The organism is Bradyrhizobium sp. ISRA464, from assembly GCF_029910095.1.
Classification (GTDB): Bacteria; Pseudomonadota; Alphaproteobacteria; order Rhizobiales; family Xanthobacteraceae; genus Bradyrhizobium.
In genome coordinates, this window is record NZ_CP094526.1 from 3,090,676 (window position 1) to 3,116,067 (window position 25,392).

Sequence of the window (25,392 nt, forward strand, 5' to 3'; positions counted from 1 at the left end):
GGCTTGACGACGCGCGGCGGGACGGAACCCGAGATATCGGCACGCCGGAGCGCGTTGGACCGCTGTGGGTCATAGGACTAAACCGCTCGCGCGGTAGGGCGCTGGGGCTGGCGACGCAGCCAAGACGATAGCGCGACGGGGCGTCCTGTTTTGAGATGAGGGGTTCGCAACCTTCACTCAAAACAGGAGCATCCCCAATGACCAAGCAGGCCATCAGTCCGTTGCGCCAGCGCATGATCGAAGACATGGCGATCCGCAAGTTCGCGCCCAAGACCCAACACGACTACGTGCAAAGGGTCAAGGACTTCGCGGTATTCCTCGGCCGCTCGCCCGACCTGGCCCAGTCGGAGGACGTGCGCGGCTTTCGGCTGCATCTGGCGTCGAACGGCGCCGGCGCGCCAAAGATCAACGCCACCGTCTCGGCGCTGCGGTTCTTCTTCAATGTGACGCTCGATCGGCCCGAGCTTGCCAAGCACCTGTCGTTCATGCACGAGCCACGCAAGGTTCCGGTTGTTCTCAGCCCGGAAGAGGTTGCGCGCTTTCTGGAGGCGGCGCCGAGCATCAAATACAAGGCGGCGCTCAGTGTCGCTTACGGTGCAGGGTTGCGTGTCTCTGAGGTCGTCGCGTTGAAGGTATCCGACATCGATTCCGAACGCATGATGCTGCGCGTCGAGCAGGGCAAAGGCCGCAAGGATCGCCACGCGATGCTTTCCCCTGTGCTGCTCGAACTTCTGCGCGATTGGTACCGCATTTCCCGCCCGCAGGGCTGGCTGTTTCCGGGACTGAAGCCGGCCAGCCCGATGACGACGCGCCAGCTCACGCGCGCCTGCCACGCGGCGGCCCACATGGCCGAGATCGCCAAGCGGGTGACGCCGCACACCCTGCGCCACAGCTTCGCGACCCACCTGCTCGAGCAGAACATTGATATTCGGGTGATCCAGGTCCTGTTGGGCCACGCCAAGCTCGAGACCACGGCGCTCTATACCCGCGTCGCCACCAACACCATCCGCGAGGTCATGAGCCCGCTGGATCACCTCACCCCGCTCCGCGCCAAGCGAGACGAGCCGCCTGCCTGACGCGCAGGCCGCGCATGTCGCGCCCGGCTTTGGAGGTTGCGGATATCTTCCGCAGCCATGGCCTAGCATGGCGTCAAGCCCATGCCGGTCATATCAGCCTCGACCAGATGAAGGTGATGTCGGCGATCGAGCGCTGCCGCACGGCGGCCCTCGGGGGCCACGTCGCGCGCTGCGCGGACTGCGCTTATACCACGATCGCCTACAACTCCTGCCGCAACCGGCACTGCCCGAAGTGCCAGGGCGCCGCCGCGAAGGACTGGCTTGCCGACCGCGAGGCCGAGCTGTTGCCGGTGCCGTACTATCACGTCGTGTTCACGCTGCCGGCGGCCATCGCCGACATCGCCTACCAGAACAAGGCCGTGGTCTACGATCTGCTGTTCAAGGTCTCGGCCGAGACCATGCTGACGATCGCCGCCGATCCGAAGCATCTGGGTGGGCGGATCGGCGTCACCTCCGTGCTGCACACCTGGGGTTCGGCGCTGACCCATCACCCCCACGTGCACATGATCGTGCCGGGCGGCGGCATCTCGTCCGACGGCCAGCGCTGGGTGTCGTGCCGGCCGGGCTTCTTCCTGTCCGTGCGCGTGCTCTCCCGCCTGTTCCGGCGACTGTTCCTGGAGAAGCTTGTCGCCGCCCACCAAGCCGGCCGCCTCAGCTTCTTCGGCGACCACGCCCATCTCGCCGAGGCGCAATCCTTCGCGACTCATCTCGCCCCGCTGCGCACGGCCGAGTGGGTCGTCTATTCAAAGCGGCCGTTCGGCGGCCCTGAGGCGGTGCCGGCCTATCTGTCGCGCTACACCCATCGCGTGGCCATCGCCAACAGCCGATTGATCGCCTGCGACGAGGGCGGCGTCACCTTCAAGTGGAAGGACTACCGCATCGAGGGCCGCGATCGATACAAGCAGATGACGCTCGCCACAGATGAGTTCATCCGCCGCTTCCTCATCCACGTGCTGCCAAAAGGCTTGCATCGCATCCGCCACTACGGCCTGTTCGCCAAAGGCGCTTGTGCCGCCAACGTCGCACGCGCCCGTGAGCTGCTCGCCGCTGCAAAACCTGAAGGCCAGCCTACCGCCGATCCCAGCAAGCCGAGCTGTCCATGCTGTGGCGGCTGCATGATCGTCATCGAGGTTTTCGCGCGCGGTGCAACGCCGCGGCATCGGCCGACAGCTCCAATGAACCGCATCAGGATCGACACCTCATGATCACGTCTCAATCCTGCAAATCTGCTCGTCGTGCCCGCTGGCTCTCGACCGGCCACGGCAGAGCGCGCTCAGATTTCCCCCAGCCGTCGCAAATCGACGGACAAATTATGGAGTTCGATGCCACCCGTGGCCCGTTCGTCAGCCGCTCAACCGTCGAACAACCCGCTGCATCGGCTCGATTCAAATCAGCCATCTCGCCCGCGGCGCTCAAATCCCCATAGTCCCGGCCGCACAGCCTTACGTTCCCTTACCCGCGGTTTCCTCCCTTGGAGGCTTTCGGACGCCGGCCGCCGAATGCGCGGCGCTGTCCCTCAAACGGCCGGCATCCGAAACCCTTCACACAAGCGGCGGTGGAGGCGAGCGCGGACCGATGTCCGGTTTACCCCTGACAGCCGACGTGACAACGGCTTGAGCTCTGTTCGGCTGGGGGCCCAAAAGCAGAAGTGCAGTTCAAGGACTCGCCATGAGCAACGGCTCCACGTTTGCGCCGCCTGCCATTAGGGGATTCGAAGGCTCGAAGTGCTCGCGCAGTTCTCGCTTCCGGACGAGCGCGCGCGCAACAACAAAGGCGTCCTTAAGGCTTTTAGCTTGCCGGAGCGCAACGTTGAAAAAGGCATCGCCGAAATAGGTCCACTTGGCCTTGTCCCGACAGCCGAACGATGGATGGTCGGCGTCGGCCGCGGTGATGACCAACATATCGGGGTTCGCGAGACGAGGGATAAAGACTCCAGAATAGCAGGCCGATATGACCACCACCTTGTGTCGTACGCCCGTCCGCGCCAACATATCAGCGAGATTAGACGGCGTGAGCGTTTGCGTGAGCCGCCCCGCTTTGATTGCAAGACCGGCGCGGGAGCCGTGCGAGGTCAGAATCAAAAACAGAACGTCGTTCTCGGCGTCCATCCCATTGGCGGCAACTTGCAATGACATGGCCAGGGCTTCGATCGTTGCACCTCCGCCCTTCTTCGAATTGTATTGCACATTGACTGGGCCGCTCCCGAAACGGCCCGCTACGACCTGTGCTGCGCCGGTCGCCTCGCTTCTGAACACGCCTTGATCGCCGAAAAGGCCGAAGGACACCACGCTCACCTTGCGAGCGTCCTCAACCGCGTGCATCGTCGAAACCGACGGCACGACCGTCAAAACAAGCGCGATGAGCGGTGCGCCGACCCGGCTGATCCAAGACTTGGACGTCATTGCGAACCTTGTCTCGTCATCGCCACCATAGCATAGCAGCACAATCCGTGACACGGTCAGTCTCCGTTGCAAGCTGACGTCAATTGATCACTTCGTCATGTCGCAGAGGGTCCAGCTCCGGACATCTGTGAGAGCTGCAGTCTCCGCACGGGATGCCAATAGGTCGTGGGCGCGATTGCTGCGACCAGCCGCAGGACGAGTCAGTGACGCTGACTTGCCACATTCAGTTGGCTGAAATGAAAATGCCTGCCGCACGCAGCGGGCTGCTCTTTGGCTCTAAGCAAACTGAGACATTGTGCCTCTCTCCCCATTTCTAAGGCGCATCGGGTCGCGTAGAACTTAATCGGTGGCTCATTCGCTCTCATCGATCACACCGGCAAGCCTCGTACGGACGCCGATTTCCGCGGCAAGCTGATGCTCGTCTATTTCGGATTCAGCTTCTGTCCCGACGTCTGCCCGACCGATCTGATGGCGATCCGGCAGACCATCGACAAGCTTGGCGCCGCGGGCAACGCGGTGCAGCCGTTGTTCGTCACTGTCGATCCCGACCGCGATACGCCTGCGCATCTTGCCGACTACGTGTCGTTCGTTCACTCGCGCCTGCTCGGCCTAACAGGCGACGCTGCGCAGATTCGTGACGCCGCGCGCTTGTATCGGGTCTATTACGCCAAGAGCGCGATCGAAGGGGCCGCAGAATACACCGTCGATCATTCAGGTTTCATCTATCTGATGGATCGCGACGGCAAGTATGTCGGGTTCTTTCCGCAGATGGCCGGGCTGGGCTCTACCTGACCAGCCGACACCGAATGCGCTCGAAATCATTCCCCGTCATCGGCTGTTCACCCGGCCGACCCCGGCGGTTCCGCCCCCGCTGGGCACGCCCCCCGGGCCTAGCCGGGGTGTCATTCGAAGTTGCGCGGTGCCATTCGTTCTTGCGCGCTACAACAACGATCGCCCTTGGCATTGATTTGCCCGACGGCGCAAGACCCCGCGCGCAAAATATTTCTGTTTTCCGGAAATGCAACTCAGTGTATGAATGGCCCGTCTCACCCGCCTGAGGGGCGCTTCGCGATCGTCACGAGTGTTGGGTTGGGATGCGGTGGACGCCGATGTCACGGCTGACGAGCGTGGCAGATAGCGGACGGTGAAATCGTGCAGGCCTGACGCCCTAGTGGCAGGTGTCTCCTTTGCAAAGCGCGAAGCGCTTTTGCAAAGACGGTGACAACAAAGCCCAGTCTCGCCGGGGAGAGCACGTATAAGCCGTAAACCATCGCGCAGGGAAAGCCGGATTGCTCCGGTTACACCTGTGGTCCTACCTCCCGAGCTTTCCATTTGCTCGGGACCCATGGGTGCGATCGGCACCCGGCTTTCCCTGCGCCCTCTGCTCTCTAGGAGAGGGACAACGAGATGCAGAACTCGGACAGATGATGTCGCGAGGGAGCGGAATCATGTTTGCCGGCATTGCGAGCCGGCGGACGCAATCGATCTCGCCGCGCGGCTGTCGCGCCGGAGGGCTTTCGAGCGAAGTGGATGCCGGTTCGCGCCAGGCCACGCGACAGACTAGGATTTGGGGTTTCGTTGCGCTTCCATCGGACCGGAGCTCTCGATCGGCTCGTAATTTTCCGTGAGGCAGTTGTCGTCGGCGTCCACGAGCCGGCGATCCTGGATCGTGCCGCCGTCGATGAAGATGCGGTAGGTCTGGGTGCCGAGCGGCTTGCCGATCACCGATGTCAGCTCGGCGCGCACGCAGGCGGTCCAGCCGGGGCCGCGCGGATCGTGCAGCGGCGCCGAGACCCTGACATGGGTCGGCTGCGAGCCCGCGGCGAACACCGAATCCAGCTTCGTGCCGACCAACTGTTTGATATCCGGCGGCGTTTCGAGCGGCGCTGGATCGGAGGCCTTGGCTTTCAAGAACTCCGGCCACACCGCGTGGCTATCAGCCAGACCGCAGCCGCTCAAGGTCAACATGGCGCCGGTCAGCAGCGCCGCTATGGAAATACGTTCCTGTCCCATGGAAGTTACTTAATGTACCGCCGCCAAGATTGCGCCCCCTGGAGGCGCTGAATTCGCTTCACGGGTGCGCTTGTCGATCAACAAATGTCGATGGGCAAGTTATTCTTAAGGTCCGGTGTTGCCGGATGTTTCTGCGCGGGGATGGGTTGACATGAAGAGCTTCACGGTGGCTGCGGTCATTCTTGCGCTGATCGCGACGCCTGCGTTGGCGCAGGGCCGGCGGGGACATCAGCAGGACAAGACGACCGAAAAGAAGCCGCAGATCGACGAGAAGGCCTACAAGGCCGCGCTCGACCGGATTCCCGAGCCCAAGGAGAAATACGATCCGTGGGGCGTCACCAAGCCGGCCAATACCGCCAGGAAGCCGAAGTGATTCCGTTACGGTCCGCCGTCGGTCGCTGCGACAATTCGACTGTTGAGAACGCCGGCCAGACAGCGCACGGCCGGTCGTCATGAACCTTCGCGTGGAGATTCCGACCTATTCTTGACGTTGTCGTCGGAGGTCACCATGCTTCGCCGCTCACTCCTCAGCCTGATTATTCCCGTCTCGATCCTGCTCAGCAGCACCGCGTCCTTCGCGGAGAGCCGCCTTGCGCTGGTCATCGGGCAATCGGCCTACAAATCGGTTCCTGCGTTGCCCAATCCGGCCAATGACGCCAAGGCTGTGACCCAGATGCTGACCGAGTCCGGATTTACCGTGACATCGGCATCCGACCTTTCGCAGGATGAGATGCGGGCAAAAATCAGTGACTTCGCTGGCGAGGTCGCCGCAAGGGGCGCCGACACGGTGGCGCTCGTGTTCTATGCCGGCCACGGCCTGCAGATCGACGGCGAGAACTACCTGATCCCGGTCGATATCGATCCGAAGCGCGAGGCCGACATCCCGATCCAGGCCGTCCGCCTCAACGACATCCTGAACACGCTGACCTCGGTGCCGAGCCGGATGCGCATCCTGCTGCTCGATGCCTGCCGCAACAATCCGTTCCCCGAGCTCAGCAAGACCGCGGGCCATGGGCTTGCGATCATCGATGCCAAGGTCGGCGCGCCCGGGACCTTCGTGTCGTTCTCGACCTCGCCGGGCGCCGAGGCCGAGGACGGCAGCGGCAGCAACAGCCCCTACACGACGGCCTTGCTGGCGACGGCGAAAGAGCCCGGCATTCCGATCGAGGATACGTTCAAGCGTGTGCGTCTTGCCGTGAACAAGGCGACCGACGGCCGGCAGACGCCGTGGGATTCTTCGTCGCTCACCGAGGATTTCCGCTTCACGGCCGGTGCGGCGACGCCGCCGCTCGCGGATGCGCCAAAGCCGGCAGCGACGAAGCCAGAAGCGACGAAGCGCACCGTCGCGGACTGGAAGCGCGAATTGCGGGGCAAGCCGGTCGAGGCCGCGAACGAGCTGATCGTCGTCGACGGCACCGACGAGGCCTATGAGGCATTCGTCGCGCTCTATGCCGGCACGCCGCGCGGCCTGCAGGCGCGCGACTGGCTCGATCGCCATCGCCGCATGGTCGCCTGGAATAATGCCGTTCTCGCCAACACGGCCGCGGCCTATCGCGCGTTCCTCGCGCAGTATCCCGACAGCGATCTGACCGCAACCGCGCGCAAGTTGATCGAGCGGCTGCGCTACCGTCCCGACGCCGTGGCCGCCGCGACCAATGTCGCGCTGGCCGGGCCGACCTGTCCCTGCAACGCGGCGCCGCCGCAGCCGAAGAAGGCCGACGCCGTGACGAAGAAGCGCGCGGATCGCGAACCTCCGCCGCGTTCGCGGAAGAAACGCTATGTGGATGACGGTGACGTCGTCGTGGTGCGCGAGCCACCTCCGCCCGTCGTGTACGCGCCTGTGGGACCGCCGATTGGCGTCGGCATCGGAATTGGCATCGGTGGCGGTTATGGCCGCTATGGCGGCGGAGGTGTTCGCAGGGGTGGATACTGACGCGCTGATGGCTTAAATCCTCCAGCGCACGAGATGCGACAAATCGGTCAACGATCGCATCGGCCGGAGGGTGCGATGCGATCGCTGTTTCGCCTGCTTGCGCTGCTGTTGCTTGTCGCATCACCCGCGCTGGCCTGGGAGCATTGGGGCGGCGACCGCGGCGGCACGCGATTCTCGCCGCTGACGCAGATCACGCCTGATAATGTCGGCAGCCTCGTGCGCGCCTGGGAGTTTCGCACCGGCGATCTCGAGAGGCGCCCGCACGATGTGATGAAGCGCACCAAGTTTGAGGCGACGCCGCTGTTCGTCGAGGATAGCGTGATCTTCTGCACGCCGTTCAACGAAGTGATTGCGCTCGATCCCGGCACGGGCGCACAGAAATGGCGCTTCGACCCCAAGATCAGCATCACGCAGCGGCCGGCCAACCGCTTCGTCTGCCGCGGCGTCGCCTATTGGGTCGACGATCATGCACCTGACGGCGTCGCCTGCCGCTCGCGGATCTTCACCGGCACCAACGATGTGCGCCTGATCGCGCTCGACGCCAGGACCGGCAAGCCTTGCGCCGACTTCGGGACCGGTGGCGAGATCCGGATCGACGCCGGGATGAAGCTGGGATGGCCCGGTGAATTCCAGATCACGTCGGCCCCGGTGACGGGGCGCGGCGTGGTCGTGGTGGGATCGGCGATCGCGGACAACCGAAGGGTCGACGCGCCGGTCGGCGCGGTCCGCGCCTATGACGCGCGGACCGGGCAGCCGCGCTGGAGCTTCGATCCGCTGATGCATGACGGCATCGCCGCCGGCCACAGCAATGTCTGGGCGCCGATGTCGGTGGACGAGGCGCGCGGCCTGGTGTTCCTGCCGACGACGTCACCCAGTCCTGATTTCTGGGGTGGCGAGCGCCCGGGCAACGACGAGCACGCCAACTCGGTGGTGGCGCTGAAGATCGAGACTGGCGAGCTCGTCTGGGCGTTCCAGACCGTTCATCACGACGTCTGGGACTACGACCTGCCGGCGCAGCCCACGCTGGCGCGGATCGACACCGGCGCTGGTCTGCGCGATGTCGTGATCCAGCCGACCAAGCAGGGTTTTGTGTTCGTGCTCGACCGCGACACCGGCAAGCCGGTCTGGCCGGTCGAGGAGCGCGCGGTGCCGCAGGACAGCGCGGAGGGCGAGCGGCTGTCGCCGACGCAGCCGTTTCCGACCCACGTGCCACCGCTGCTGCCGCAGCATATCTCCGCCGCCGATGCGTTCAGCCTGATGCCGGGTCTTGGCGGCGCTTGCGAAAAGCTGCTCGCCCAATCCCGCAACGAGGGCCTCTACACGCCGCCATCGACGCTGGGCACGGTGGTCTATCCGATGACCGGCGGCGGTGTGAACTGGGGCAGCGCGGCCTTCGATCCCGTTCATCAGATCCTCTATGCCAACACCAGCCACGCCGTGCATATCGTCAAGCTGATCCCGCGCGACGAGGCGAAGGGCTTCAATCCGCCGCCGGGTCATGACTTCGGCCGCCAGGAGGGGACACCATTTGCGATGTCACGGGCGCTTGCGATGTCGCCGCTCGGCCTGCTCTGCAACAAGCCGCCATGGGGCGAGATGGTGGCCGTCGACCTGAAGGCCGGCAAGATCCTGTGGCATTCGACGGTCGGCACCAGCGAGGATCTCGCGCCGCTCGGCCTCGCATTCCATTGGGGCACACCGCTGGTGAACGGCGTGGTGATCACCGCGGGCGGGCTGGTCTTCACCGGCGCGATGGACGCCTATCTGCGCGCGTTCGATGCCAGGTCGGGCCGGGAGCTGTGGCAGGGCCGCCTGCCGGTGCCAGGCGTGGCCAATCCCATGACCTATCTCTGGAAGGGCGAGCAATATGTCGCAATCGGCGCTGGCGGCCATTCCGAAGCCGGCACCTCGATCGGCGACAGCGTGGTGGCGTTCCGCCTGCCGCGCGGGGGCGAGGGGCCTTCGCTGTGGTCGCGGATGATCGATCGTCCGGGCGGGCGATTTGCGGCCAAGGCGGCTGCGGCCGTTGTCGTGCTCATCGCACTCGTCGCGCTGCTGTGGCGCTGGCGGCGGAGGCGTCGCGTGAGGGCCGCATAGCCGAGGTCGGGCGCATGACACTCCCCGCGAGCCAGTACCTAGCCCGGCAGCATCGCGAATGCACTCGACACCATGGCCACCGGCTTGTTGTCGGTGGCGGAGAGAAGCGTGACGCGGCCGAAGCTCATGGTGCGGCCGAGCCGGACCACGCGCGCATCGGCGAGCACGTCGGACGCAGTCACCGCGCGCATGAAATGGCTGGTCTGGTCGACCGTCGTCATCGGGCGGTAGGCCTTGTTGGCGGCGAGGTTGGCCAGCACCATCGCGGTGTCGGCAAACGCCATCAAAGCCTGGCCGCAGACGATGCCTCCGGTGCGGCAGAGCCGTTCGGAGAACGGCATGCGCAGCACCGCGCCGGGCTGCCAGTCGGCGGCACTGCCTGAAGGCGGCGCGAAGTCGAACTGCTCGATCGACAGATTGAGATCCTGCACCCACGGCGCAAACACGTCGCCGAGCAGGCGCCGCGCATCGTCGATCCCGAACTCTCCGGCTTGCTGCTGCATGATGTCCCGTTTCCTCTCCAGATGGCTATCTCGTTCTAGTCGCGAGTCACATGAACGCGCGGCGTCTCGCCGCGATTCCACTTGCCGCCGATCGCCCGCTCGATCTGGGCGGCGAGCTGCAACAGGAGCCCATCATTGGCCTGCTTCGCAATCGCCTGGATGCCGAGCGGCAGGCCATGCTCGTTGGTGGCAAGCGGCAGCGAGATCGCGGGGATGCCGCAGAGATTGGCGAGCGGCGTGAACGCGAAGTTGCGCCAGAGATTGGCGAACCAGTCCAGCACCGACGGATTGTCGCTGATCGTAAGAAATTCGGTCGTGCCGATCCTTGGTGTCGGCAGTGCCGTGATCGGCGTCAGGATGATGTCCCAATCCTCGAAGAAGGTGCCGAAGCCGCGTGATGTCGTGTTGAAGGTGGCTTGCATCCGGGCGCGATCGGCAAAGCTGGTGTGCCGGCCGTGCTCCCAGATCCGGATGTTGATCGGCTCGATCAGGTCCGCCGGCGGCTGCTGCAGGCCGCGCGCGGCGAGCATGTTGCTGATCACGACGGCGAAGTTGCTGATGTAGCAGGTGGTCTGCGCCGCGAAGGCCTCTCGGTAATCGACCGACGGCAACGCGTAGTCGACCTGATGGCCGAGGCCTTCGAGGAAGCGTCCGACCCGCTCGAGCTCGGCTGCGATATGCGGCGTCGCGCGATGGTCGCCCCATTGGTGCGACAGCGCGATCTTCAGCCGTGCCGGATCGCGGGCAATGGTCGCGGTGTACGGCTCGGGCACCGTCCAGAACGGCATGAACTCGCCCGGACCGGGGCCGCGGCAGGCATCGACAAAGGCCGCGGTGTCGCGCACCGAGCGCGACTGGCAGCCCTGGATCGAGACCAGCCCGGTGAGGTCCGAGAGATGCGGCGCCAGCGAGAACACGCCGCGCGAGACCTTCAGGCCAATGTTGCCGTTCACGCCTGCCGGAATGCGGATCGATCCGCCGCCGTCGGTCGCATGCGCGATCGGGACGGCGCCGGCCGCCACCATCGCCGCGCTGCCGGCCGACGAGCCGCAGGTGGTGTAATCTGTGTTCCAGGGATTGCGCGTGACATAGACCGCGGGGTTCTCGGCCGAGCTGCAGACGCCGAACTCCGGCGTGGTAGTGCGCCCGATCAGGTTGAGACCGGCCTTGCGCATCTTCGACGTCAGGAAGGTGTCTTCCGCGGCGCGATTGCCGCGCATCATCAGCGAGCCCATTTCCTGCAGGCGGCCCTTCAGCGTTGGGCCGAGGTCCTTCATCAGGAAGGGCAGGCCGGCGAACGGGCCGTCGAGATCGGCGCCGTCGCGCGCCGGGTCGGCAATCACGTCATCGAACAGTTCGACCACGCCTGAGAGTGCAGGATCGACCCTGGCGACGGCGGCGGCGGCCTGGGCCGCCAATTCCCGGGGCGTCAGCTCACCCGTCTTGACGCGGGCGGCGAGTGCCGTTCCATCGTGCTGCGCCCATTCGTCCCAGCCCATCGCCAAAGTCATGTTGTCGATTCCTTTTCTGCTTTGTTTCGCACTGTAAATTGAGCGGGCGTCGGGTCAAACCATCCGCAGCGTGTGGCGGCGCAGGAGCGGCGCGCTGCGCCCGCCGGCTTGAAAATGCCCCAGTTTTGGGGCCTATTGCCGCCGTCAGGGGATGGGGCCGCTCATGTTCCGCAGATTGGTGATGCTGGGCAGCGTGATCGCGATCGGGCTTGCGCTCAGTGGCTGCACGAAGTGCGGACCGATCTGGGATGACTGGGTGCAGTCGCCGAAATCCTGCAAGTCGGACAATCTCTAGAGGGCATGAGAGGTCCGCCGCAGGCGCGCTTGGCGGCGCCTTTTCTGCGGTGATATACCGCTGACGACAATGCGAGGGAGCGTTCTCATGCGAGTTTTGTGCGCGGTTGGGGTCGCGGTGCTGCTGTCGGCGCCGGCCTATGCGCAGATGCCCAACATCAACCTGATGCCCGAGGTCAAGAGCAAGACCCAGGAAGAAAAGGATCAGGACGCGGCCAACGACAAGGCTTACAAGGACTCGCTCAGCAAGATCCCGGACGCCAAGACGTCGTCCGATCCCTGGGGTGCGGTGCGCAGCGATGCGCCCAAGGCGGCCGCCCGTCCCGCCAAGCCGAAGGCCAAGACCGGCAGCACGGCGCAGCGCGGCCAGTAGCGCACGACCACCCGGCATCGATCATCTCGCGGACTCGGATTCCATCGGCGCCATCCCTATATTGGGAAGGTCGTCAGATGGTCTGGAGTTGCGACAATGGCCTTTCGCCCGCGCGATCTTGCCAGCCGAATGGCCGAGCGGCGGAAGCCGCAGGACGGCTATGTGCGCGAGACCTTCACCTTGCCACGCGACGAGGCGCGGTTGCGGGCGCGCGACTTTCTCGCGCGCTACCCGAAGGCCGCCTATATGAGCGCCGTCGAAAGCTGGCGTGAGCTGCCCGGTGGCGACATCGAGTTCACGATGCGGCGGCTTGCGAGCGCGGACTAGGTCCTGATGCGGCTACGGGAATCCGGCATGCGTCGTCGGTCAAGTTGATCTCGGCACGAGTGTGTCTCATCGGTTCGTTCGGGAAGGTGCTGCGGTCTTGTCCGGATCGCGCTTAATCCGTATCGCCGCGTCCACGAGGCCGGTCCTGCCCGATCTTCTTCAGCTCGCGGTCGATCCGCAACTGCACGCGGCGGATCGCCAATAGATTGAGATTTGTCTCGGTCCTGCCGGTGAAGACCTGATCGCCGATCTGGAAGCGCCATGTCCAGACGCCGGCCGCAACCTCGGTGACGCTGAATTCGACGCCCTTGTGGATCATTGATGGAGCTCCGCGGAAATCAAAGGCGGGCGCTTAAACAATTGGTTGTATTAATAAATAAAGCTCGTCAGACGCGCATTGCGGCGCGTTGCCCCAAGTTCGGATTTCAGTTTTGTAGCGGACCTTCGCGGGGATCCGTCCGCTAGCGGTCGCCCGCGCGTCCAGGGGGCTCGCAATTCGCGCGCAGGCACGGTCGAGCGACATTGTCCGGGCACTTGCTGTGACGAACACCGATGGAACCGGTGTGTTCCCTTGAAGGCTACGCACATTTTTCAGGAGTAGGAGGCGTACCAAGGTAGTACGTGCAAATACGGATCGATGCCTCAACCAGATTTCCGAAAACGGGCTGGAGTGGGTTCGGGATGCATTTTCGGCTGCTCATTAAGGGTTTGATTTATAGAGATAACATATGTTCTAGGCGAGGCCGTGTTGCCTCAGGAACTTTGTTCTGCCCGGAGAACTACGGACCTTGACGTGGCCCTCGTTGCCGGATCGTGCGCTGTCTGCGATACCGGGAGCTTCGGATGCACAAGCTAATGCGGGAACCGCAAGCGACCGCGCAGCATCAACGATGTCTTCTGTGCTAGCCGCGGATCAGGCGACGGCGCCAGCACAGGTCCCGATGGTGTCCAAGGGCGCCAGGCGATTTCGTTTCAACCCAACGCCGCCCGCTTGAAATACGTGCGAGCGGCGTCGGCTCTAGCCCCAGGAAGGTTGCTGCAAAATCCTGGCCCACATAAGTCTGCACGATGTGCCAAAAAGGTTCATGTGTTTGGGCCCGTATGATTACGGGGTTCGCGTGAATTTCCAAAGATTGGATTGGGAGAACATTTGCTAGCCATCTCAGCAGGACTACTCGGAACGCTGCTAAGTCGTGGTTTTCCTTCGGTTTAAACCGAATTAGGCCGCTCCCAAAATCAACCTGGGCCAAGGGGGATAAACAGGCCAGCGCTCAGGCATCGGTGCTGTCCCGATTAGGACACGCGCCGCGGGAAGCTAGGACACCTACCAATTGAGGTAACCCGGGAGGGCATCTCCGTTGCCAGCCTTTCCCGGTACTGTGAATGGCGCTCCGGTGGAGCGCAATGGTGGGACGGCTCCGGCGCGTGCCGCCAAGCCCCGGAAGGTGCGCCGGGGCCGTTTCGAAGGATCGCAACACAACGCCGCCCGCTTGAAATACATACGGGCGGCGTCTGCTCTAGCCCCAGGAGGGTCGTGGCAAAATCCTGACCTCTATGAGTCTGCACGAAGCGGGCCAAAGGTTCATGACATCGCGCCCCGTATGATTACGGGCACGGGTAGGAACGAACGACATCGCCCCGGATTGGGGTCTCACTTCGAGTGAGTTTCCGCCCTTCGGCCTCGGCGCAGCAACCGCGCTGGGGCCGCTTCTTTTGGGCGAGCGCGGAGGCGAATTGGGCAAGTCGTAAATCCCAGCCGTTTTGATGATCCCAGAGGCCAGCCAGATCAAATTCGGCGCGGGCTTCGTCAATTGGGATTTCGAATTGAAATTGGACCGCATCCATCCGCGTTACGACGGAATGCTGCCATTGCCGTTTAAGGAAGGGGCCGCCAACTGAGGCCGCCTCATACTCCGAAAGAGCGTCTGATCTGAATCATCATACGCTGGAGCGCGTCGGTATATTGACCATCAGCGAATTGCTGGTCGATTACGTAGAGGGCCAGAATGACGCCCAGGGCAATCAATATGCCTTTCATCAGATGCTCCCACACCTGAAATATCGGGCATCCTATCGGTTGCTGGACGGAGGCACCTCCGGAGAACTCCGGACAGAACAACTTTTTACGCCGTAAAATTTTTTGTGGTCGGAACGTTCTTTGACCTCTCAGTAATCCTACTGAGAACGCGGCCTAACCAATTCAGGCCACTGCGAAAATCAAACTAGGCCACTAGAGCCGGAAGCAGGCCAGCGCCACGCGCACAGAAAGAACATATTGCGAACATGGAACAAACGTGGTACGCAGTTCCCAGCAACAACGCATTCCGTCTGATCTTATCGCCGTTTGTCCCGCTAGCGAATCCCCGCCATAAGGAGCACATCCCAAATGTCCGCCACTGCACTGCGTATCGTCGAAGGATCCTCCATGGACAAGTCCAAGGCCCTCTCAGCCGCGCTCTCCCAGATCGAGCGCCAGTTCGGCAAGGGCTCGGTGATGAAGCTCGGCAAGAACGACCGCTCGATGGATGTCGAGACGGTGTCGTCGGGGTCGCTCGGACTCGACATCGCGCTCGGCGTCGGCGGTCTGCCGAAGGGCCGCATCGTCGAGATCTACGGGCCGGAATCCTCGGGCAAGACCACGCTGGCGCTGCACACGGTCGCGGAAGGCCAGAAGAAGGGCGGCATCTGCGCCTTCATCGACGCCGAACACGCGCTCGATCCGGTCTATGCGCGCAAGCTCGGCGTCAACATCGACGAGCTCTTGATCTCGCAGCCGGACACCGGCGAGCAGGCGCTGGAAATCGCCGACACGCTGGTGCGCTCCGGCGCGGTCGACGTGCTGGTGATCGACTCGGTCGCGGCGCTGGTGCCGAAGGCCGAGCTCGAGGGTGAGATGGGCGATGCGCTGCCGGGCCTCCAGGCGCGGCTGATGAGCCAGGCGCTGCGCAAGCTCACCGCCTCGATCAACAAGTCCAACACCATGGTGATCTTCATCAACCAGATCCGGATGAAGATCGGTGTGATGTACGGCTCGCCGGAAACCACCACGGGCGGCAATGCGCTGAAGTTTTACGCCTCCGTCCGGCTCGACATCCGCCGCATCGGCGCGATCAAGGAGCGTGACGAGGTCGTCGGCAACACCACTCGCGTCAAGGTGGTGAAGAACAAGCTGGCGCCGCCCTTCAAGCAGGTCGAGTTCGACATCATGTACGGCGAGGGCGTCTCCAAGATGGGCGAGATCCTCGACCTCGGCGTCAAGGCCGGCCTCGTCGAGAAGTCGGGTGCCTGGTTCTCCTATGACAGCCAGCGGCTCGGCCAGGGACGCGAGAACGCCAAGGCGTTCCTGCGCTCGAACCCCGACATCACCACCAAGATCGAAGCCGCGATCCGGCAGAACTCCGGGCTGATCTCCGAGCAGATCCTCGCCGGCACGCCCGAGCGCGACGCCGACGGCGAAGAGCCGACGGAGGAGTAAGCCTCAAGGCTTGAATGATTTCGCTGCAAGCGGGCGCTGAGGACGTTGAGTTGCCGACGTCTTCGACGCCCGTTTCGCTTTGTGCGTTCGCTGAGTGAATGACCGATGAAGCGTCTGATACTGACCGGCTGGCTGACCCCGGAGTTCACCAAGTCGGGTTTCGCCGATCTGGCGGTCGATTTTACGTTCCGCTTCGTTTGGGGGCCGCTGCCATCTCCAGGCGAACTCGCAGCCTATCTCGGTGCGCGCACACCCGATCTCCGTCCAGGCTTCCATTGGTCGGATTTTGCCAGTCGATGGAATGAGCGCAACGAAAGTGCCAGGAACCTCAGCTTGGCGAGCGCCTGCCAACAGTATGAGACAGTCGAACTTTGGTTCGATATGGACCCCAAGGCTCAGTTGCAACTGGTCTGGCTGCTCGATTATTTCCGGTCCCATCCGCAAGCTGCGACCAAGTTGAGATTGTGCCTGGTCGATTCGGAGATGATAGGGCTTCGCCCGGGTGCACTCGACAATTGGCGACCGCCGGTCGTTGACGTTACCGAAATAGAGCTCGCGACAGCGCGTGCGGCATGGCACGCATATCGGGCGGCGACGCCGGAAGGCTGCTTTGATCTACTCGGTCGGGATTTGAGCGCATTGCCATTGCTCAAGCCGGCTTTGATCGATCTGCTCGCCGAACTGCCGTCGCCGTCAACAGGACTTGGCGCCACGGAAATGCGGATGCTCGAGATGGTCGCGAGAGGATACTCGCTAACGAACGCGCTCTTCTATCTTGAGAGCTTGCGCCAGACTCGCATCTTCAACGAGAACGAGCTTGGTTATCTGCTTGACGGACTTGCTCTCGGCTCGCGACCAGCCGTGGCGGGCCTTGATGACGAATTGCGCACCCTTGATAGGGACGCGCTGCGGGCTCGCTTGTTCGCGTATCGCCGAAGCGAGCTTTCTCTAACGAAGTTCGGTCAGAGGGTCATCGCGCACAAGGAAGATTTCAGCAGCCATAATCCGATCGATCGCTGGTGGGGCGGCACGCACCTCACCAACGATAATCTCTGGCGTTGGGCTCCGACGCTGATCAAGCCGTAACCCGCTCAACCCTGCGCGAGCGCCTTCTCTCGGCTTGCAATCAGCGCCCGCAGATCCTCCGTCACGGCGACCGATTGATGCGTCTTCTGATCGGTCGCCACCCACACGATCTCGCCCGTCGCGCGCAGATCGTCCGTGCCCTTGGCGAAGATCGCGAGCGCCAGCGTGATCGAGGAACGGCCGATCCGCGCGACCCGCACGCAGACATCGATGTCCTCGTCGAACCGGATCGGCGCCTTGTACTCGACCACCGACCTCACCGTGTGAAAATCGATGCTGGTCCTCGCCACTTCACCGAGGTAGTCGTAGCCGAGGGCGCGAAAATACTCTGTTATCGCGGTGTCGAAGTAGGTCAAGTAGTGAGCGTTGAACACCACGGCCTGTGCGTCGACTTCGGAATAGCGGACGCGAAACGGGAAATGGAACCAGAAATCCTGGCGCATGAATCCTCCTGCTACGAGCGGCCTTCTTATGAGCCATCGTTGGTCCCGCAATCAGCCCGCGTGAATAGCTGCCGCGACACGGGGGGCAGTTCGGGGCGAGACGACAGGTTCTTCTCGTTGAAGATGGCGGGTTGGGCCGCTGGGCCCAACCCATGCTTCGATATCCGGAGCACACGTGGTGCGGGTCCGGATCGATGTCGCTATTCCGCCGCCTGCGCGTAGTCCTCGACCGGCGGGCACGAGCACACCAGGTTGCGATCACCGTAGACGTTGTCGACGCGGCCAACCGGGCTCCAGTATTTGTCCGATCGCGACACGCCGTCCGGGAAGCAGCCCTCGGTGCGGGTGTAGGCCCTGTTCCAGGCATCGTCGGCGATGTCGTGGACGGTGTGCGGTGCGTTACGCAACGGCGAGGCCTCGACCTTGAAGCGGCCCTTCTCGATCTCGGCGATCTCGTTGCGGATCGCGATCATGGCGTCGCAGAAGCGGTCGATCTCGATCTTCGACTCCGATTCCGTCGGCTCGATCATCAGCGTGCCCGCGACCGGGAAGCTCATGGTCGGCGCATGGAAGCCGTAGTCGATCAGCCGCTTGGCGATGTCGTCGACGGTGACACCGGCGCTCGTCTTCAGCGGCCGCGGGTCGACGATGCACTCATGCGCGACGCGGCCGCGCGCGTTGCGATACAGCACCGGGAAGTGCGGCTGCAGCCGTGCGGCAATGTAGTTCGCATTAAGGATCGCGATCTCGGTCGCCCGCGTCAGACCTTCGCCGCCCATCATCAGGATGTAGATGTAGGAGATCGTCAGGATCGACGCCGAGCCGAACGGCGCGGCCGACACCGGGCCGATCGGATGCGCAGTCGCGCCGTCGGTCGCGGGATGGCCGGGCAGATACGGCGCCAGATGCGCCTTCACGCCGATCGGGCCCATGCCGGGGCCGCCGCCGCCATGCGGGATGCAGAAGGTCTTGTGCAGATTGAGATGGCTGACATCGGCGCCGTAATCGCCGGGCCGGGAGAGCCCGACCTGCGCGTTCATGTTGGCACCGTCGAGATAGACCTGTCCGCCATGCGCGTGAACGATGTCGCAGATCTCGCTGATATGCTCCTCGAACACGCCATGGGTCGAGGGATAGGTGATCATCACAGCGGCAAGGTTCTTCGAATGCTTCTCGGCCTTGGCGTGGAGGTCATTGACATCGACGTCGCCTCTGATGTCGCAGGCCACCACCACGACGTCCATGCCGACCATCGCAGCGGATGCCGGATTGGTGCCGTGCGCCGAGGAGGGGATCAGGCAGACCTTGCGGTGCGGCTCGCCGCGCGCAAGGTGATAACCCCGGATTGCGAGAAGTCCGGCATATTCGCCCTGCGCGCCGGAATTCGGCTGCAGCGAGACCGCATCATAGCCGGTGATGTCGCACAGCCACTTTTCCAGCCGCTTGAACAGCGCGTGATAGCCCTTGGCCTGGTCCGCCGGCGCGAACGGATGCAGATTGCCGAACGCCGGCCAGGTCAGCGGAATCATCTCCGTGGTGGCGTTGAGCTTCATCGTGCACGAGCCGAGCGGGATCATCGCGCGGTCGAGCGCGAGGTCGCGGTCGGCAAGCTTGCGCATGTAGCGCAACAGCTCGGTCTCCGAGCGATGCGTGTTGAACACGGGATGGGTGAGGAAGGCGCTGGTGCGCTTCAGATCCTTCGGCAGTGCCTCGCGCGCGCTGCTCTCGATATCCGCATAGCTGAGCTTGCCCCCGAACACGTGCCAAACGGCCTCGATGGTCTCGGGCGTCGTGGTCTCGTCGACCGCGATGCCGAGCGTGGTCTCGCCGATGCGCAGATTGATCCGCTCCGCGAGCGCGCGGGCGATGAGCTCATTCTGCTTCGCGCCGACCTCAATGGTGAGGGTATCGAAGAACGCCTCGCTCGTCGGCGCGAAGCCGAGCTTGCGCAGGCCCGCGGCGAGCGCCGTGGCGCGGCGATGCACTGACCGCGCGATGTGCATCAGGCCCTCGGGGCCGTGGTAGACCGCGTACATCGAGGCGATCACCGCAAGCAGCACCTGCGCGGTGCAAATGTTGGAGGTCGCCTTCTCGCGGCGAATGTGTTGCTCGCGGGTCTGCAAGGCGAGCCGGTAGGCAGGCAGCCCGCGCGAGTCCACCGACAGGCCGACGATGCGGCCCGGCAGCGAGCGTTTCAACGTGTCGCGCACCGCCATGTAGGCCGCGTGCGGGCCACCGTAACCCATCGGCACGCCGAAGCGCTGCGCCGAGCCGACCGCGATGTCGGCGCCGAGCTCGCCGGGCGAGGTGAGCAAGGCCAGCGACAGCAGGTCGGCTGCGACGATGGCGAGCGCGCCCTTTGCGCGCAGCGACGCGATCGCGGGCCGGAGATCGCGCACCGCGCCCGACGTGCCGGGATATTGCAGCAACGCGCCGAGCACATCGGCCTTGTCGAGCTCGGTCAGGGGATCGCCGACGATCAGGGCCCAGCCCAACGGCGCGGCGCGGGTGCGCATCACAGCCAGCGTCTGCGGATGCACGTCCTTGTCGACGAAGAAGGCCTTCGCCTTCACCTGCGAGTGGCGCTCGGCGAGCGCCATCGCTTCCGCCGCCGCGGTCGCCTCGTCGAGCAGCGAGGCGTTGGCGACGTCGAGCCCGGTGAGATCGCAGATCATGGTCTGGAAGTTGAACAGCGCTTCCAGCCGACCCTGGCTGATCTCCGGCTGATACGGCGTGTAGGCCGTGTACCAGGCCGGGTTCTCCAGGATGTTGCGCTGGATCACGGTGGGTAGGATGGTGCCGTAATAGCCTTGGCCGATCAGCGAGGTGAAGGTCTGGTTTTGCGCCGCGAGCTCGCTCATATGCGCCAGCGCCTCGGGCTCGCTCAGCGCGCGCCCGAGATCGAGCGGCGCCTTTTGCCGGATCGACGGCGGCAGCGTCTCGTTCATCAGCGCCTGCAGGCTCGAGGCGCCGACGGTTTCCAGCATCGCGTCGATGTCGCGGGGCGACGGGCCGATGTGGCGGCGCACGAAATCGGTGGCGGCTTCATTGGTCGGCTTGAAGGGCGCGTTCATGGAGAATCCTCTCTGTTCGCCGTCATGCCCCGCGAAGGCAGGGGCATCCAGTACGCCGGGACATCAGCGATCGAGCCGAAGGGCCGCGGCGTACTCGGTCGCCCGGTCAAGCCGGGCGATGACAGTGAGTGCGTGGTCGCGAATGTTGTCATTCTCTCAGGCCGTGTGCGCGGCGTAGGCGGCCTCGTCCATCAGGCCGCCTAGCTCGCTCTTGTCGGCAATCTTCAGCTTGAAGAACCAGGCCTTGCCGCCGGCATCCGAATTGACCAGCGCGGGGTCGGCCGCGAGCGCCTCGTTGACCTCGATCACCTCGCCGGTGATCGGCGCGTAGACGTCGGAGGCGGCCTTGACGGATTCGACGACGGCGGCGGCCTCGGCCTTCTTCAGGCTGCGGCCGACCTTGGGCAATTCGACGAACACGACGTCGCCGAGCTGCGATTGCGCATAGTCGGTGATGCCGACGGTGGCGACGTCGCCCTCGATGCGGAGCCACTCGTGATCGGAGGTGTAGAGCGTCGTCATGGATGTCCTCTAGCGTTTATAGGTGTTGGGGACGAAGGGCGTGGCGGCGACCTTGAGCGGCAGCCGCTGACCGCGCACTTCGGCGAAAACGGTGGTGCCGATGGCGGAAAGGGCGGTGGGCAGGTAGCCCATTGCAACAGGTGCATTGAGGCTCGGGCCGAAGCCGCCCGAGGTGACCTTGCCGATCTGCTCGCTCGAACTGGCATCGGCGAACAGCGCGGCACCCTCACGCACCGGGGCGCGGCCGTCCGGCTTGAGGCCGACGCGCCGGCGCGATGCGCCTTGCGCGAACTGCGCGAGGATCTTGTCCGCTCCCGGAAAGCCGCCGGCGCGGGCGCCGCCGCTGCGGCGGACCTTCTGCACCGACCATTCCAGCGCGCCCTCGACCGGGGTTGTCGTGGTGTCGATGTCATGGCCATAGAGGCAGAGCCCGGCCTCGAGCCGCAGGCTGTCGCGCGCGCCGAGCCCGATCGGCAGCACGTCGGGATTGTCGAGCAGGGCGGTGACCAGCGCCTCGGCCTTGTCGGCGGGCACCGAAATCTCAAAACCGTCTTCGCCGGTGTAGCCGGAGCGCGAGACGAAACAGTCGACGTCACTGAGGCGGCGCGGCCCGGCGTCCATGAACTTCATCGCCGTGACGTCGGCACAAAACGTCGCCAGCGCGGATTCTGCCTTCGGCCCCTGCAGCGCGATGAGCGCGCGATCGGCCAGCGACACGATCTCGCAGGTATCGGAGAGATGCGCGCGCAGATGGGCCTCGTCCTCGGCCTTGCAGGCGGCGTTGACCACCAGGAACAGGTGATCGCCGAAATTCGCCACCATGAGGTCGTCGAGCAGGCCGCCGTCATGGTTGGTGAACTGCGCGTAGCGCTGCCGTCCCGGCGCGATGCCCAGGATGTCCTGCGGCACCAGCTTTTCCAGCGCGAGCGCCGCGTCCGCGACCTTGCCGGATTTGGGCTTCAGCAGAAGCTGGCCCATATGGGAGACGTCGAACAGGCCCGCCTGGCTGCGGGTGTGCAGGTGTTCCTTCAGGACGCCGGCGGCATATTGCACCGGCATGTCGTAACCGGCGAACGGCACCATCTTGGCCCCACGTGCAAGGTGCAGCGCGTGCAACGGGGTCTGCTTCAGCGGGGAATTATCGGGTGCAAGCATCACAGGGCCCTCGCGGTTCCCGCCGGGGACCCATTCCCCTTGAGAAACCTGCAGAAAGCCCCATCTGTCGCTGTGCCTGAGAGTATTATCCCGTCGGCGGACGCATCAGGGTCTGGCCCGTCGGCGTCTCTTTCCAGATGTCAGATGTCACGCGGTCCTTTTGCCTGAGAGTTTCCGGGGCGGTTGCTCCTTCGGCGCCGGCAAGGCCGGTCTCTCCCGACGTGACTTAACAATAGGTAGGACAGAACCACGCCTTCGCCAAGGCTGTCAACGCGGCTCAAGGCACTATCAACGGGCTTTGTGCTCCTGCGGCAAGCCCATGATCCGCCTGCACAGTTTCTGGACACCGCGGCTGGCAATGTCTAAAAGCGTTCGGCCGGAAATTGACGTTATTTTGCGCCTGGCCGGCCCTTTTCCGATTGGATGAACATGAGCAGCGTCAACGACATCAGGTCGACATTTCTGAACTTCTTCAAGGAGAACGGCCACGAGATCGTGGCGTCGTCGCCGCTGGTTCCGCGCAATGATCCGACCTTGATGTTCACCAACGCCGGCATGGTGCAGTTCAAGAACGTCTTCACCGGCGTCGAGAAGCGGCCCTATCAGCGCGCTACCACCTCGCAGAAATGCGTGCGCGCCGGCGGCAAGCACAACGACCTCGATAATGTCGGCTACACCGCGCGCCATCTCACCTTCTTCGAGATGCTCGGCAATTTCTCGTTCGGCGACTACTTCAAGGAGCGCGCGATCGAGCTCGCCTGGAACCTGATCACCAAGGATTTCGGGCTGAAGAAGGACAAGCTGCTTGTCACCGTCTATCACACCGACGACGAGGCGGCGGGCCACTGGAAGAAGATCGCGGGCTTCTCGGACGACCGTATCATTCGCATCGCGACCTCGGACAATTTCTGGGCGATGGGCGATACCGGCCCGTGCGGTCCATGCTCCGAGATCTTCATCGATCGCGGCGAGCACATCTGGGGCGGACCTCCTGGCAGCCCGGATGAGGATGGCGATCGCTTCCTCGAGTTCTGGAACCTGGTGTTCATGCAGTTCGACCAGGTGACGAAGGAGGAGCGCGTGCCGCTGCCGCGCCCGTCGATCGACACCGGCATGGGGCTGGAGCGCATGGCCTGCATCCTGCAGGGCGTCGACAGCGTCTTCGAGACCGACCTGTTCCGCCAACTGATCGATGCCGCCGCGTCCGCGCTCGGGCACGGACCCACTGAGCGGACCGTCGCGTCGTACCGGGTGATCGCGGACCATCTGCGCTCTTCGGCGTTCCTGATCGCCGACGGCGTGCTGCCGTCGAACGAGGGCCGCGGCTATGTGCTGCGCCGGATCATGCGCCGCGCGATGCGCCACGCGCAGCTTTTGGGCGCGAGCGAGCCGCTGATGCATCGCCTGGTCTGGGCGCTCGTCCGCGAGATGGGCCAGGCCTATCCGGATCTGGTGCGCGCGGAGAAGCTGATCGAGGAGACGCTGCGGCTGGAAGAGACTCGCTTCCGCAAGACGCTGGCGCGGGGACTATCGATCCTCGACGAGAAGAGCGCGGGCCTCAAGAAGGGCGACATGTTCGACGGCGACACCGCCTTCACGCTCTACGACACCTATGGCTTCCCGCTGGACCTGACGCAGGACGCGCTGAAGTCGCGCGGCATCGGCGTCGACCAAGCGGCCTTCACCGATGCGATGAACCGGCAGCGCGAGAAGGCGCGCGCCTCCTGGGCCGGCTCGGGCGAGGCGGCGACCGAGAGCGTCTGGTTCCCGCTGCGCGAGAAGCTCGGCGCAACCGAATTCCTCGGCTACGAGACCGAGAGCGCGGAAGGCGCGGTCACCGCGCTGGTCAGGGACGGCGCCGAAGTCGACAGTCTCAAGGCGGGCGAGACCGGTGCGATCGTGCTGAACCAGACCCCGTTCTATGCGGAGTCCGGCGGCCAGGTCGGCGACACCGGCGTGCTGACCGGCGAGGGTGTCAGGTTCCGTGTCACCGACACGCAGAAGAAGGCCGGCGATCTCTTCGTGCATCTCGGCACGGTGGAGCAGGGCATCCTGAACGTCGGCACCGCGTTGCAGCTCGAGGTCGACCACGCCAGGCGTTCGTCGATCCGCGCCAACCACTCGGCGACGCATCTGTTGCATGAGGCGCTGCGCCAGGTGCTCGGCGACCACATCGCCCAGCGCGGCTCGCTGGTCACGCCCGACCGGCTGCGCTTCGACTTCGTGCATCCGAAGCAGATCACGCCCGAGGAGCTCGCCCGGATCGAGGACATCGCCAACGACGTCGTGCTGGAGAACGACGAGGTCACCACCCGCCTGATGGGGGTGGACGATGCCCGCGAGGCCGGTGCCCGCGCGCTGTTCGGCGAGAAGTACGGCGACGAGGTCCGCGTCGTCTCGATGGGCAAGGGCGCGCGCGAGTACGGCCAGAACGCGCTCGGCTGGTCGGTCGAGCTTTGCGGCGGCACCCATGTCCGCCGCACCGGCGACATCGGCCTGATCTCGGTGACGCATGAGAGCGGAATCTCGTCGGGCGTCCGCCGCATCGAGGCGCTGACCGGCCGCCATGCGCGCAGGCACGCCAACGACACCATGGCGCTGGCCAAGACGGCGGCGAACGAGCTGCGCACCACGATCGAGGACGTGCCGGCGCGCATCGCGGCGTTGATGGAGGAGCGCAAGAAGCTCGAGCGCGACCTGTCGGATGCCCGCAAGAAGCTCGCGATGGGCGGCGGCGCTGCGTCGAACGGCGCAGCCGCCGTCCGCGAGGTCGGCAACGTCAAGCTGCTGGCGCGCGCGATCGAGGGCGTCGAGACCAAGGACCTCAAGAGCCTGGTCGACGACGGCAAGAAGCAGATCGGCTCCGGCGTGGTCGCGATCGTCGGCGTCACCGAGGACGGCAAGGCCGGCATCGTGGTCGGCGTCACCGCCGATCTCACCTCGCGCTTCAACGCGGTCGAGCTGGTGCGCAAGGGCTCGGAAGCCCTCGGCGGCAAGGGCGGCGGCGGCCGGCCCGACATGGCGCAGGCCGGCGGGCCCGACGGCGCCAAGGCGAACGCGGCGCTGACGGCGATTGAACAGGCGATGGTCGGCGCCTGAGCGGGCGTC

23 protein-coding genes and 1 riboswitch are annotated in these 25,392 nt (G+C 64.4%); of the genes, 13 read left to right on the plus strand and 10 right to left on the minus strand.

Going from position 1 to position 25,392, the window contains the following annotated elements:
- Positions 1-197 precede the first annotated feature (197 nt).
- Together MTX19_RS14280 and MTX19_RS14285 are read left to right on the plus strand one after the other, a co-directional pair.
- Positions 198-1,076: a tyrosine-type recombinase/integrase gene (locus MTX19_RS14280; RefSeq protein WP_280979743.1), complete on the plus strand. Its 879-nt coding sequence runs from the start codon at positions 198-200 to the stop codon at positions 1,074-1,076.
- 14 nt (positions 1,077-1,090) lie between these two features.
- Positions 1,091-2,281 carry an IS91 family transposase gene (locus MTX19_RS14285; RefSeq protein ID WP_280979744.1) on the plus strand — a complete coding sequence of 397 codons (1,191 nt, stop codon included), beginning with the start codon at positions 1,091-1,093 and terminating at the stop codon, positions 2,279-2,281.
- Positions 2,282-2,731: 450 nt separating this feature from the next.
- Here the strand turns inward: MTX19_RS14285 and MTX19_RS14290 are convergent, their stop codons facing one another.
- Positions 2,732-3,478 carry a C13 family peptidase gene (locus MTX19_RS14290; RefSeq protein WP_280984141.1) on the minus strand — a complete coding sequence of 249 codons (747 nt, stop codon included), beginning with the start codon at positions 3,476-3,478 and terminating at the stop codon, positions 2,732-2,734.
- A 342-nt stretch (positions 3,479-3,820) separates the two neighbouring features.
- On the opposite strand from MTX19_RS14290, the gene MTX19_RS14295 reads away from it, so the two are divergent.
- Positions 3,821-4,270, plus strand: coding sequence for an SCO family protein (locus MTX19_RS14295; RefSeq protein WP_280984788.1), 450 nt, complete (start codon positions 3,821-3,823; stop codon positions 4,268-4,270).
- Positions 4,271-5,038: 768 nt separating this feature from the next.
- On the opposite strand, the gene MTX19_RS14300 is transcribed toward MTX19_RS14295, so the two are convergent.
- Positions 5,039-5,491: a hypothetical protein gene (locus tag MTX19_RS14300; protein ID WP_280977042.1), complete on the minus strand. Its 453-nt coding sequence runs from the start codon at positions 5,489-5,491 to the stop codon at positions 5,039-5,041.
- A 151-nt stretch (positions 5,492-5,642) separates the two neighbouring features.
- Between MTX19_RS14300 and MTX19_RS14305 the strand changes: the two genes are divergently transcribed.
- From MTX19_RS14305 to MTX19_RS14315, 3 genes are all read left to right on the plus strand, one after another.
- Complete coding sequence (locus tag MTX19_RS14305; RefSeq protein WP_280984142.1) at positions 5,643-5,864, plus strand: hypothetical protein; 222 nt, start codon at positions 5,643-5,645, stop codon at positions 5,862-5,864.
- 135 nt (positions 5,865-5,999) lie between these two features.
- Positions 6,000-7,424 carry a caspase family protein gene (locus MTX19_RS14310; protein ID WP_280984143.1) on the plus strand — a complete coding sequence of 475 codons (1,425 nt, stop codon included), beginning with the start codon at positions 6,000-6,002 and terminating at the stop codon, positions 7,422-7,424.
- A 75-nt stretch (positions 7,425-7,499) separates the two neighbouring features.
- Complete coding sequence (locus tag MTX19_RS14315; protein WP_280984144.1) at positions 7,500-9,521, plus strand: pyrroloquinoline quinone-dependent dehydrogenase; 2,022 nt, start codon at positions 7,500-7,502, stop codon at positions 9,519-9,521.
- A gap of 38 nt (positions 9,522-9,559) precedes the next feature.
- Here MTX19_RS14315 and MTX19_RS14320 read toward each other — a convergent pair whose 3' ends face one another.
- Both MTX19_RS14320 and MTX19_RS14325 read right to left on the minus strand, forming a co-directional pair.
- The gene (locus tag MTX19_RS14320; protein WP_280984145.1) at positions 9,560-10,024 is read right to left on the minus strand and encodes a PaaI family thioesterase; all 465 of its coding nucleotides are present in this window, start codon (positions 10,022-10,024) and stop codon (positions 9,560-9,562) included.
- A gap of 35 nt (positions 10,025-10,059) precedes the next feature.
- Positions 10,060-11,535 (minus strand): amidase, encoded by a 1,476-nt coding sequence (locus tag MTX19_RS14325; protein ID WP_280984146.1) that lies wholly within the window; start codon positions 11,533-11,535, stop codon positions 10,060-10,062.
- A 163-nt stretch (positions 11,536-11,698) separates the two neighbouring features.
- Here MTX19_RS14325 and MTX19_RS14330 point away from each other — a divergent pair, with 163 nt between their 5' ends.
- The 3 genes from MTX19_RS14330 to MTX19_RS14340 all read left to right on the plus strand — a co-directional run bounded on the left by MTX19_RS14330 (position 11,699) and on the right by MTX19_RS14340 (position 12,529).
- The gene (locus MTX19_RS14330) at positions 11,699-11,830 is read left to right on the plus strand and encodes a peptidylprolyl isomerase (RefSeq protein WP_280977048.1); all 132 of its coding nucleotides are present in this window, start codon (positions 11,699-11,701) and stop codon (positions 11,828-11,830) included.
- 87 nt (positions 11,831-11,917) lie between these two features.
- Positions 11,918-12,202, plus strand: a complete 285-nt coding sequence (locus tag MTX19_RS14335; protein ID WP_280984147.1) for a hypothetical protein — start codon at positions 11,918-11,920, stop codon at positions 12,200-12,202.
- Between the two features lie 96 nt (positions 12,203-12,298).
- Entirely contained in the window at positions 12,299-12,529 is a 231-nt protein-coding gene (locus MTX19_RS14340) for a hypothetical protein (RefSeq protein WP_280984148.1), read from the plus strand.
- Between the two features lie 112 nt (positions 12,530-12,641).
- On the opposite strand, the gene MTX19_RS14345 is transcribed toward MTX19_RS14340, so the two are convergent.
- Positions 12,642-12,848: a hypothetical protein gene (locus tag MTX19_RS14345; protein WP_280984149.1), complete on the minus strand. Its 207-nt coding sequence runs from the start codon at positions 12,846-12,848 to the stop codon at positions 12,642-12,644.
- 1,445 nt (positions 12,849-14,293) lie between these two features.
- Here MTX19_RS14345 and MTX19_RS14350 point away from each other — a divergent pair.
- The gene (locus tag MTX19_RS14350) at positions 14,294-14,428 is read left to right on the plus strand and encodes a hypothetical protein (RefSeq protein ID WP_280984150.1); all 135 of its coding nucleotides are present in this window, start codon (positions 14,294-14,296) and stop codon (positions 14,426-14,428) included.
- Positions 14,429-14,435: 7 nt separating this feature from the next.
- Here MTX19_RS14350 and MTX19_RS14355 read toward each other — a convergent pair whose 3' ends face one another.
- Positions 14,436-14,567: a hypothetical protein gene (locus MTX19_RS14355; RefSeq protein ID WP_280984151.1), complete on the minus strand. Its 132-nt coding sequence runs from the start codon at positions 14,565-14,567 to the stop codon at positions 14,436-14,438.
- A 348-nt stretch (positions 14,568-14,915) separates the two neighbouring features.
- On the opposite strand from MTX19_RS14355, the gene recA reads away from it, so the two are divergent.
- Both recA and MTX19_RS14365 read left to right on the plus strand, forming a co-directional pair.
- Complete coding sequence (recA, locus tag MTX19_RS14360; protein ID WP_280984152.1) at positions 14,916-16,004, plus strand: recombinase RecA; 1,089 nt, start codon at positions 14,916-14,918, stop codon at positions 16,002-16,004.
- 105 nt (positions 16,005-16,109) lie between these two features.
- Entirely contained in the window at positions 16,110-17,090 is a 981-nt protein-coding gene (locus tag MTX19_RS14365) for a hypothetical protein (RefSeq protein ID WP_280984153.1), read from the plus strand.
- 5 nt (positions 17,091-17,095) lie between these two features.
- Here the strand turns inward: MTX19_RS14365 and MTX19_RS14370 are convergent, their stop codons facing one another.
- From MTX19_RS14370 to gcvT, 4 genes are all read right to left on the minus strand, one after another.
- Positions 17,096-17,533, minus strand: a complete 438-nt coding sequence (locus MTX19_RS14370; RefSeq protein ID WP_280984154.1) for a thioesterase family protein — start codon at positions 17,531-17,533, stop codon at positions 17,096-17,098.
- A 200-nt stretch (positions 17,534-17,733) separates the two neighbouring features.
- Positions 17,734-20,607, minus strand: a complete 2,874-nt coding sequence (gene gcvP, locus MTX19_RS14375; protein ID WP_280984155.1) for an aminomethyl-transferring glycine dehydrogenase — start codon at positions 20,605-20,607, stop codon at positions 17,734-17,736.
- 156 nt (positions 20,608-20,763) lie between these two features.
- Positions 20,764-21,129 carry a glycine cleavage system protein GcvH gene (gene gcvH / locus MTX19_RS14380; RefSeq protein WP_280977060.1) on the minus strand — a complete coding sequence of 122 codons (366 nt, stop codon included), beginning with the start codon at positions 21,127-21,129 and terminating at the stop codon, positions 20,764-20,766.
- A 9-nt stretch (positions 21,130-21,138) separates the two neighbouring features.
- Positions 21,139-22,284, minus strand: a complete 1,146-nt coding sequence (gene gcvT / locus MTX19_RS14385; protein WP_280984156.1) for a glycine cleavage system aminomethyltransferase GcvT — start codon at positions 22,282-22,284, stop codon at positions 21,139-21,141.
- A gap of 142 nt (positions 22,285-22,426) precedes the next feature.
- A riboswitch (glycine riboswitch) is annotated at positions 22,427-22,514 on the minus strand.
- A 199-nt stretch (positions 22,515-22,713) separates the two neighbouring features.
- On the opposite strand from gcvT, the gene alaS reads away from it, so the two are divergent.
- The gene (gene alaS / locus MTX19_RS14390) at positions 22,714-25,383 is read left to right on the plus strand and encodes an alanine--tRNA ligase (RefSeq protein ID WP_280984157.1); all 2,670 of its coding nucleotides are present in this window, start codon (positions 22,714-22,716) and stop codon (positions 25,381-25,383) included.
- The last annotated feature ends 9 nt before the right edge of the window (positions 25,384-25,392 follow it).

Coding starts and splice junctions, on each gene's coding strand:
- MTX19_RS14285 (WP_280979744.1), top strand. CDS start 1,091: ATGTCGCGCCCGGCTTTGGAGGTTGCGGATATCTTCCGCAGCCATGGC.
- MTX19_RS14300 (WP_280977042.1), bottom strand. CDS start 5,491: ATGGGACAGGAACGTATTTCCATAGCGGCGCTGCTGACCGGCGCCATG.
- MTX19_RS14305 (WP_280984142.1), top strand. CDS start 5,643: ATGAAGAGCTTCACGGTGGCTGCGGTCATTCTTGCGCTGATCGCGACG.
- gcvH (WP_280977060.1), bottom strand. CDS start 21,129: ATGACGACGCTCTACACCTCCGATCACGAGTGGCTCCGCATCGAGGGC.
- MTX19_RS14280 (WP_280979743.1), top strand. CDS start 198: ATGACCAAGCAGGCCATCAGTCCGTTGCGCCAGCGCATGATCGAAGAC.
- MTX19_RS14365 (WP_280984153.1), top strand. CDS start 16,110: ATGAAGCGTCTGATACTGACCGGCTGGCTGACCCCGGAGTTCACCAAG.
- MTX19_RS14355 (WP_280984151.1), bottom strand. CDS start 14,567: ATGAAAGGCATATTGATTGCCCTGGGCGTCATTCTGGCCCTCTACGTA.
- alaS (WP_280984157.1), top strand. CDS start 22,714: ATGAGCAGCGTCAACGACATCAGGTCGACATTTCTGAACTTCTTCAAG.
- MTX19_RS14290 (WP_280984141.1), bottom strand. CDS start 3,478: ATGACGTCCAAGTCTTGGATCAGCCGGGTCGGCGCACCGCTCATCGCG.
- MTX19_RS14345 (WP_280984149.1), bottom strand. CDS start 12,848: ATGATCCACAAGGGCGTCGAATTCAGCGTCACCGAGGTTGCGGCCGGC.
- MTX19_RS14350 (WP_280984150.1), top strand. CDS start 14,294: ATGATCCCAGAGGCCAGCCAGATCAAATTCGGCGCGGGCTTCGTCAAT.
- MTX19_RS14315 (WP_280984144.1), top strand. CDS start 7,500: ATGCGATCGCTGTTTCGCCTGCTTGCGCTGCTGTTGCTTGTCGCATCA.
- MTX19_RS14325 (WP_280984146.1), bottom strand. CDS start 11,535: ATGACTTTGGCGATGGGCTGGGACGAATGGGCGCAGCACGATGGAACG.
- MTX19_RS14370 (WP_280984154.1), bottom strand. CDS start 17,533: ATGCGCCAGGATTTCTGGTTCCATTTCCCGTTTCGCGTCCGCTATTCC.
- MTX19_RS14335 (WP_280984147.1), top strand. CDS start 11,918: ATGCGAGTTTTGTGCGCGGTTGGGGTCGCGGTGCTGCTGTCGGCGCCG.
- MTX19_RS14310 (WP_280984143.1), top strand. CDS start 6,000: ATGCTTCGCCGCTCACTCCTCAGCCTGATTATTCCCGTCTCGATCCTG.
- MTX19_RS14330 (WP_280977048.1), top strand. CDS start 11,699: ATGTTCCGCAGATTGGTGATGCTGGGCAGCGTGATCGCGATCGGGCTT.
- gcvP (WP_280984155.1), bottom strand. CDS start 20,607: ATGAACGCGCCCTTCAAGCCGACCAATGAAGCCGCCACCGATTTCGTG.
- recA (WP_280984152.1), top strand. CDS start 14,916: ATGTCCGCCACTGCACTGCGTATCGTCGAAGGATCCTCCATGGACAAG.
- MTX19_RS14340 (WP_280984148.1), top strand. CDS start 12,299: ATGGCCTTTCGCCCGCGCGATCTTGCCAGCCGAATGGCCGAGCGGCGG.
- gcvT (WP_280984156.1), bottom strand. CDS start 22,284: ATGCTTGCACCCGATAATTCCCCGCTGAAGCAGACCCCGTTGCACGCG.
- MTX19_RS14320 (WP_280984145.1), bottom strand. CDS start 10,024: ATGCAGCAGCAAGCCGGAGAGTTCGGGATCGACGATGCGCGGCGCCTG.